The sequence below is a fragment of the Vibrio sp. HI00D65 genome (assembly GCF_001635455.1).
GTDB lineage: Bacteria > Pseudomonadota > Gammaproteobacteria > Enterobacterales > Vibrionaceae > Vibrio.
In genome coordinates this window covers 1-283 of sequence record NZ_LWEH01000023.1, presented here as the reverse complement: position 1 = coordinate 283, position 283 = coordinate 1, and the positions used below count along the sequence as shown (strand labels likewise).

The 283-nt window shown below is 43.5% G+C and carries 1 pseudogene; it reads right to left on the bottom strand.

The annotated features are described in order from the left end of the window. A pseudogene (gene uvrC, locus A3712_RS05370) lies at positions 1-283 on the bottom strand (excinuclease ABC subunit UvrC); the annotation flags it as partial.

Genomic DNA, 283 nt, shown 5'->3' with positions numbered 1-283 from the left:
AACGCATTGGTATTCGATAGCTTAAGGTAGCGGCCACGAACGCCAGAAGGGTTAGTATTAAAATGGATCTTACGACCCGCCACTTCACATAAAGCGTCCTGAATAGGAGTGACATCTTCCATCAAATCCGCATTCAGAATCAAACGAGTTGGAATGGTTCTCGCCTCATTATGGGCTAAGTAATACTGGCTTAAGAAGCTATAGAAAACCTCTTCACGCACTGTATTGTTTGGGATCTTTGGAAAATGACTTCGACTACCCAAGACTTTACCTTGGCGAATCA